Raw genomic sequence first — 7,690 nt, 5'->3', positions numbered from 1 at the left:
ACCAAAAAAAATAAAAATGCCGGCATTAAAGCAAACAATATATTCATCAATATCGTATTATGTTCATATGCAATTTCAAAAGCCATTTTACTGAGTTTCTTATAATTATAAACAGTGTCTTTGTCTGTATGATATTTCGCTCTTGCAACTTTGGTTTGAGGCAATTCTATTTTAGTTTCTCTCAACTTTTTAGAAGTGTCAATGGTAGAAATATTTTTATCATTTGTCTGTCGTTGAGTACAGCCAAAAAATAAAATTGTCGTTATGTAAATTAGGGTCTTCATAAAATAGCCACAAACATGTAAATTTATGCTGCAAGAAGCTGCTCACCAAAAATAATCAATATCTTAAAAGCATTTATTGTTTTACAAATTCAATTGTCATTAGTCAATACAGAATATAAGCCACACTGTTTTATGATCATAAATTTCATCAACGCTTAAATAAAAGTTGAATAAAGATACTCTGTACAAGAGTCTCTCGCCTTAGGCCAGACCACCGCAGCCAAACAGTATTACCAAAGCTGGTAACCCAAAAAATAAAAGTTGAAGAAAAATAAATTTACTTAACCACTAAAAATCTGGAGGTTTCAACAAGCTTACCGAATTTATCACGTAGTTGGTAATAATAAAAACCCCTGGAGAAATCGGCAAGTGAAAGCGTTATTTTTTGAGGGGTGCTTTTTAATTCGTAAACAATTTTGCCGGTAAAATTGTACACCTGAAAAGACATGGATTTATCATACCCACTCACAAAGTCGAAATTGACTACTGAAGTAGCAGGAATTGGGTAAAGCTTTATGTACTTGGCTGCAACATCGCCGCTTTCGGCAGGTTTATTTTGAGCAGAAGAAGTAAAGTTTAATCCAATAATAAAAATAAGTATGTAAAAAATTTGTTTCAATAGAGTAAAGCTACTTAATGTTACTGATATAATCAACAAAATTATACCACTAAAAAAATGCTTTTTTTTTAAAAATGCCTTCAGGAAATATACCCTGCAGGGTTAAAACGTATAAGTTATGGGTTTAATTGTGCTAATTTATTATTTATTGCCTCAAAGTTGGGTAAATCCCCGGCACTTTCCAGCACCTCGGCATATTGTATAATGCCCTCTTTATCAATTATAAAAGCCGAACGTTTGCTGACACCTTTCATTTCTAAAATCCATTCACTATACAGGGTATTATAAGCAGCAGAAACGTCCTTATTAAAGTCGCTGAGCAGGGTAAAATTAAATGCCTGTTCTTCTTTATATTTTGCAAGGGTAAAAACAGAATCTACAGAAATGCCTAAAACTACTGCTGTGCTGTTATTATACCTGCCAATATCATCTCTTACAGTACATAGTTGTTTGGTACAGGTGCCTGTAAAGGCTTGGGGAAAAAATTGCAGTATTACAATTTTACCCTTGTAATCGCTGAGGTTAACTTTATTTTTTGCAGAGTCGAATAAACTAAATTCCGGGGCTGCCTGTCCAATTTCAATTGCCATAATAATGATTTAATTCTTTTGTAAAGTAAATGGTATAAAATTAAATAACATTATTTCCATCATTTTGTTTAGTTACTCTGTTCAAAAATTTTAACCAGATTTTTGTTTTTATTTAAACTCAATTTTGGTGGCAAAATATCAATGATCTGCTGTTTTAAAACATCAATCAATTTCTTTTTCATATAATCACGGTGTGTAACCAAACTTACTTCTCTTACAGGTGCAGGGCTTTTAAAATGCCGTATCATATTTAATTGCTTGGTACTAAAATCCAGTGTGGCCAGTTCGGGTAAAATGGTTACGCCGTTATTTAGCTCCACCATTTTCCTTAAAGTTTCCACGCTTCCGGCTTCGTATTCAAAATTGCTTTTTTCTTTGGTTTGTTTTTTAAGTTCACATAAATTTATTATTTGAGAGCGAAAGCAATGGCCTTCTTCCAAAAGCCACAATTCTTTTAAATCAATATCATCGGCCAGCACATAAGTTTTTTTAAAGGCGGCATTTTTTTTAGAAACATACGCCACCAGCTCTTCATAAAATAATGGATACTCAGTTATGCTGGGCTCCTGCAAAGGAGTTACTAATAATCCAGCATCAATTCTGCCTGTTTTTAATTTCTCTACAATAATATCGGTGGTCATTTCTTTTACCTTAATGGTAACATCTGGATATTTTTTTAAAAATGGTTGCAGAAACAAAGGCAATAAATAGGGTGCCAGTGTTGGTATAATGCCAATTTTTAATTCCCCCTGTAAGATGCCCTGTTTATCGCTGATGAGCTGATCTATTTTTTTTACTTCGTTTAAAATAATTCTTGCCTGCTGAATTATTTCTTCACCAATTTCGGTTGGTATAACAGGCTGTTTGCTCCGGTCAAAAATTTTACTGCCCAGTTTTTCTTCCAGCTTTTGTATTTGCATACTTAATGTAGGCTGAGTAATAAAACATTTTTCGGCGGCCTTGACAAAGTGCCGGTGGGTATCCACCGCAACAATATATTCCAGTTGAGTAATTGTCATACTGTAAAAATAGATATTTCCTATGTAATTATAATTACTATCAATAGCGTTTATAATTTGGTTAGCGTAAAATTGAACTTCTTCAAATCATTTATCTAAACATTATTTTATGTGAAACAAAAAATTAGCTACCGCTTAGGGAGGGCCAATTGAACCTGATGTAAACTATAAAGAGACTGACATGCCATTAGAAAGCACAATGGCTGATTGGTACAACAGCAATGGTGAAGGGAAGGATGATTATTTTATACCAATTAGATATTAAAAGTATTCTGTCAGCCTCAGCCTGTCGAAATAAAATCTAATCCGCACAACAAAAAATATTTATAAACAAAAAAGATAAACGGGGCCATGGTATCTTAAAGGGCTAATTGTTTTTTGTCAGCGGTTGTTTTTCTGCTGCCGCTTCTTTTTTATTTTTTCTCTTTTCCTCACGGCGAAGTATTCTTTCTGCCTTAGTAAGTTTATCATAATCTTTACGGTAAGTTATTTTTACACCCGTTTTGTTTCTTTGGCTGCCGGTTAAATCAGTTGCAACTATGCTGCTGCGGTTAAAACCCACAGCTCTCCACCTGCCATCTTTGGTAAGCATATACTCAATGGTAATATCGGGGCTTACTAAATTTTTATTAGCCAGTAATACATTAGGGTTATTAATATCAATATTGCCACCAATTAAAACAACCAGCCTGTTATTTAAAAGTAGCCTTAAACCTGTTTTTACATTTGCCTGCAATAACGCTGCAGTGCTTTGTAAATCGAAACTGGAATTAAAATCAAGATAAACAGATGCTACTCCATTGGTAGCTTTTTCTAATCCTTTATTAAATATCCCTGTAAGCCAGCCCGAAACAACACCACCTATTGAATTGGCAGCAAGTGTAAATGGAGTATTACCCGATAATACATTTTGCTGGCCCGAAATAAATGAATTGATCAACAATAAACTTGCTACCTGTTTATTCATTTCGCTGGGCTCTTTTCTAAAACCATCCAATTTATTTTGAACAAAATAATCGCCTTTGTACGGGCTTTGATCGGGCAACGCAAAACTAAATTGAATGTCAGGTTTATTTAAAATACCGGTTAAGGATGCTATAATTCTTATATCCCCTCTTTGCTTATAACCATTAGAAGAAGAGATGCTGCTGAAGTCAACATTTTCTGCCAAATATTCAGCCTCAATATTTATGTTAGCAAGATAAGGATCGCCACTCCAGGTAATAGAAGAACCTTTGTTAAGTGTAAAAGGTTTTTTTAAAAAAGTTTGAAAATTAAAAGTGTAATCTCCTTTTGTAATATCGTACCTGCCTCTTATACTTAATGGCGTTGTGGTGCCTACCTGAATTTTTAAATCTCCGTTTCCCTGGCCTTTTATTATGTCACCTGTTGCTTCATCTAATATTACATCTATCTTACAGGCAGGGTTAGCCTTTAAATCCATATCAACAAAAATATTACTGGCCTGTTTGCCGGTAACGTCTTCCATTTTGGTACCAAACTGTATAAAATCAATATAATCTATAACACCTGTTTCCCTGCCAGAACCGGTTGGTAAATAAATATGGCTGCTGTCTAATATAGATGGCTCCCCATTAATTTTCATCCGCATATCAGTAATATCGCCATTTAAACTCATGGTTGCTTTACCAATAACTTTTCCGTAAAACTGTGTATTATCTTTTTGTGTTGTATTCAGCAATAACATTTTGCCGGTTTCAACATTTACATTATCAAATGCAAAATCCTGAAAAAATTTGTGGTACAATTTTCCACTTACTGTTCCGGTATTGCCAAGGGTATCTTTTATTTGCAATGTTCCAAAATCAATTTCACCGGGATTGAAAATAATAGTTTCGTTAGTGAACTGGTATTTACATTGTGTGTATTTTACTTTTAACGAACCATCGGTTACTGTTGCAGTGCCTGTTATAGTTTTATTGTCGCCGCTGCCACTTACTTTTAATTTGCCGGCAAGATCTCCCTGCATATTACTGAAAATGTTACCGAGATAATTATCCAGCAAGGCAATATCAAAGTGCTCCGCTAAAAAGTCAATATTCATCCGGTTATCCAGGGTGTCTTTGTAATTTATGCTGCCATCTACATTAAATTTATACAGTTTATTATCTGAACCGGCTTTAAATTTTATTAATCCTGTAGCAGTATTTACATCACCTTTTAATGTGGTGTTGCCAATATCTTTATCATCTAATTTAAAATTTTCTGCCAGCGCATCATATTCAATAATTTGTTTTCCAAATGGATCTTTCAGGGTAATGGTGCCAGTTAATGTACCTTCGAGCCTTGGCTTTTTTAAAAAGAAAGGTGTAAAATCATCTATGTTTACTTTTTTAAGTTTGGCTAACACGTTAGTATTGTCGGTGCCATCACCTGCATCTTCTGTGGAGATCACAATTTCCTGGTTGCCCTGTACAAATTTTACTTCGCTGGCATCAACATAAGATTTGCGAATAGTTAATTCACCATCTTTTTCCAGTTGCCATTTTTTATCATTTATAATAAAAGAAGAAGGAGCAAAATTTATTCTTACGCCATCTTTTAAAGTTTGTACTGTTGCATTTAACTCTGCTTCGCTCAGGGTTTTGCTGGCACTTGTTTTTAATGCAATAACCGAAGCATCGTTGTGCGATTTTATGGATAGATCGGTTCCGGGAAAATGAAGGCTGTCGTTTAAGACAATATCGCCGGTGGTTATTTTTGTATTCAGCGTATCTAAATTTCCACTGCTTACGAGATTAACACCGTTAAATACTTTTTTATCGTACTCAAACTGAGGCACAATTGCATTTACATTCAGTTCGTTTTTTGCAAGGTTAAGGTTACCGCTGAAGGTGGAATTATTAAAACCTTTTAATTTTTTATCAATCAGCTGCACATATTCATCCACCTCTTTTGTTTTAATAAAAAAACTAAAATCCTGGTCGCTTACACTGTAATTAGGTTTGGGAATATAAGCAGGGTAGTAGCGGTTTAAAAAAACTTTAAAAGCATCGGGCAGTTCTAATATTTTAAACTTGCCGGTTACATTCCCTTCCACTTCGTTTGATTGAAAAGAGAGGTATTTTTTATTATCTGCGATGTAAGAATTTAATGTAAGAGAATCGAAAGATAACTTGTTGCCGTTATGCAGCAGCGTGGCACCATAAACTGATGCGGTGCCTAAAAAATTATCGATGGTATTACCTGTAAAGTTTAATTTAAAACGGCCATCTAATGCAACATCATCTTTAGTAAGGTGTAGTTTTTTTAAATCAGACTTTGCTAAAACTGCATCAAAATTAAATACCGATTCTTTACCTGCAAAACTTACCGAACCATCAAACTGTTCAATTTTTAAATTAGGGTCATCTACTTTTCCGTGGCCGGTAAAAATTTGTTTATCAAACTTGCCATCAACAATAATGTTGGTGTAATTGTAACTGTTAGCTTCTAACTGGTGAATATTACCTTTAAAAGTGGCGTTTAAATTTTTAAGTGCAAATCCGCTGCCAACAATATTTCCATCTAAAGCAATATTGCCAACAGCATTACTATTAATAAATTGCCCCAGTTTAAAACCGGCAGAAGATATTTTACCCGAATAGGTGGCAGGTTTGTTTTCCGGCAATTTCATGTTTATGTCTGCAACTATATTACCAAGATTAGTGCTTATAGTGCCGTAGGTTACAAAATCATTTATAAAGCCTGTATAATTTCCTTTAAAATTAATATTGCCCAATTTGCTTAAAGCAGGCTTTGTTATATTTTTTAAAGAAGGTATAATTGCAGAAAGATCGGTGAAATTTGTTACCAGGTTATTCGATTTAAAATCGATAAAAGTATTGTTGATATCGGGCAAACCTCTCAAAGCAATATCACCATCAACAGATGAGTTACCAGTTTTGATGATCATTTTTTTTGCAGTAAGGTTATCAACCGGGCCTTTTGCAATGCCCTCAATGTTAAAAGTACGTTTCCATGTTTTTAATGCTGGCGCAAAAAAAGCAATATCATCACTGTTGATATAACTGTTTTCAAAATTTCCTTCAAGGGTAACGTTGTGTATAAAACTGCTGAGGTCATCATTAAAATCTTTATACCGCATTGAAAAATAGTTACCCAGTTTGCTTTTATTGGTTTCTAAAAGCAGGTTTCTAAATTGCATTATGTCAGGCGTAAATTTCATGCTGGCCTGCAGGTTTTTTAATTCAAAGCCACTTTTTTCTTTTGCTTTTAATTTAATATCGGTGGTTAAAGTATCATTAAGAAAAACAGCGTTTTTAAGGGTACCCGTTATGCTGGTAAATGCAAGGTGCTGCCCGTCAAACCTGTCGGTGTAAGGTTGGCGCAGGGTTTCCTTTTCGTTAATAAAACTGGCATTGGTAAGGTCAATATTTTTTATACTTACCATCCAGCCTTCTGTATTCCACTGCAGGGCAGATAGTACAGGGATTTTTGGAACAAGATCCCTCAGGTTATCATTATCAACTTTTGGTTTATTGCCGGTATAATTTGATTGTAAAAAGTAGGGGGCATCTAACTTTAAATCCGAAATATAAATGCGCCTGCTGTTGAAATTAACTGTATCTGCTTTTAAGTCAAGTTTTTTTATGGCCACTTTCATATCCTGGCCCACCCATTTATCTTGCTTATTAAAAAATACATTCTCTAATTGAATTACCTGAAGGTCAAATTCAATTCCGCCATTAGAAGAATTACTTTTTTTAGGACTTGAAAAATAATCAACCAGGAACTGGTAATTCCAAACCGAATCGGTACGGTTAATATTAACCCTTGCATTTTGCAGGCCGATATATTTTAGTGTGGCATTTTCTTTAAAAAAAAACCAATCGGTAATATTTACTTTGGCAGAGGCAGCGTATATTAAAGTGTCTTTCTTTTTATCTTCTACCAAAACGCCATCAACAATTAAGGTATTATAAAGTGCAATTTCCACATGCTTTACAGAAACCTTTGTTTGTAATTTTTTTGAAAGACTGGCCGTAACCTTATTTACTAAAAAATTTTGAAAAGGCGTAAGGTTAATGATACCCCATAAAAATATAAACAGCAGGATTATGAAAAGAAAAAAAGAGAGTTTTTGTTTAAGTTTTTTAAAAATAAAAAGCCAGCCGATCAGCCAGCCAGCCAGTAAAAAATAAAAAAGCCATTTGT

Annotated in this window: 5 protein-coding genes; all 5 read right to left on the bottom strand. The window is 34.1% G+C overall.

Annotated features, from left to right (window positions below):
- On the bottom strand, positions 1–284 hold a 284-nt coding region (locus ACY65O_RS20840), incomplete at its 3' end, for a hypothetical protein (RefSeq protein WP_462222790.1).
- A 277-nt stretch (positions 285–561) separates the two neighbouring features.
- A complete protein-coding gene (locus ACY65O_RS20835; protein ID WP_462222789.1) occupies positions 562–903 on the bottom strand; it encodes a T9SS type A sorting domain-containing protein in 342 nt (113 codons plus the stop codon).
- A 116-nt stretch (positions 904–1,019) separates the two neighbouring features.
- On the bottom strand, positions 1,020–1,493 hold the full coding sequence (locus ACY65O_RS20830) for a redoxin domain-containing protein (protein ID WP_462222788.1): 474 nt from the start codon (positions 1,491–1,493) through the stop codon (positions 1,020–1,022).
- Positions 1,494–1,561: 68 nt separating this feature from the next.
- Entirely contained in the window at positions 1,562–2,512 is a 951-nt protein-coding gene (locus ACY65O_RS20825; RefSeq protein WP_462222787.1) for a hydrogen peroxide-inducible genes activator, read from the bottom strand.
- Between the two features lie 367 nt (positions 2,513–2,879).
- A complete protein-coding gene (locus ACY65O_RS20820; RefSeq protein ID WP_462222786.1) occupies positions 2,880–7,472 on the bottom strand; it encodes a translocation/assembly module TamB domain-containing protein in 4,593 nt (1,530 codons plus the stop codon).
- Positions 7,473–7,690 lie beyond the last annotated feature (218 nt).

The organism is Ferruginibacter sp. (genome assembly GCF_031430955.1).
Taxonomy (GTDB): domain Bacteria; phylum Bacteroidota; class Bacteroidia; order Chitinophagales; family Chitinophagaceae; genus Ferruginibacter.
This window is presented reverse-complemented; position numbering and strand designations above follow the sequence as displayed.

Excerpts from the sequence above, each read along its gene's own strand:
- ACY65O_RS20825 (WP_462222787.1), bottom strand. The coding sequence starts at position 2,512 with ATGACAATTACTCAACTGGAATATATTGTTGCGGTGGATACCCACCGG.
- ACY65O_RS20830 (WP_462222788.1), bottom strand. The coding sequence starts at position 1,493 with ATGGCAATTGAAATTGGACAGGCAGCCCCGGAATTTAGTTTATTCGAC.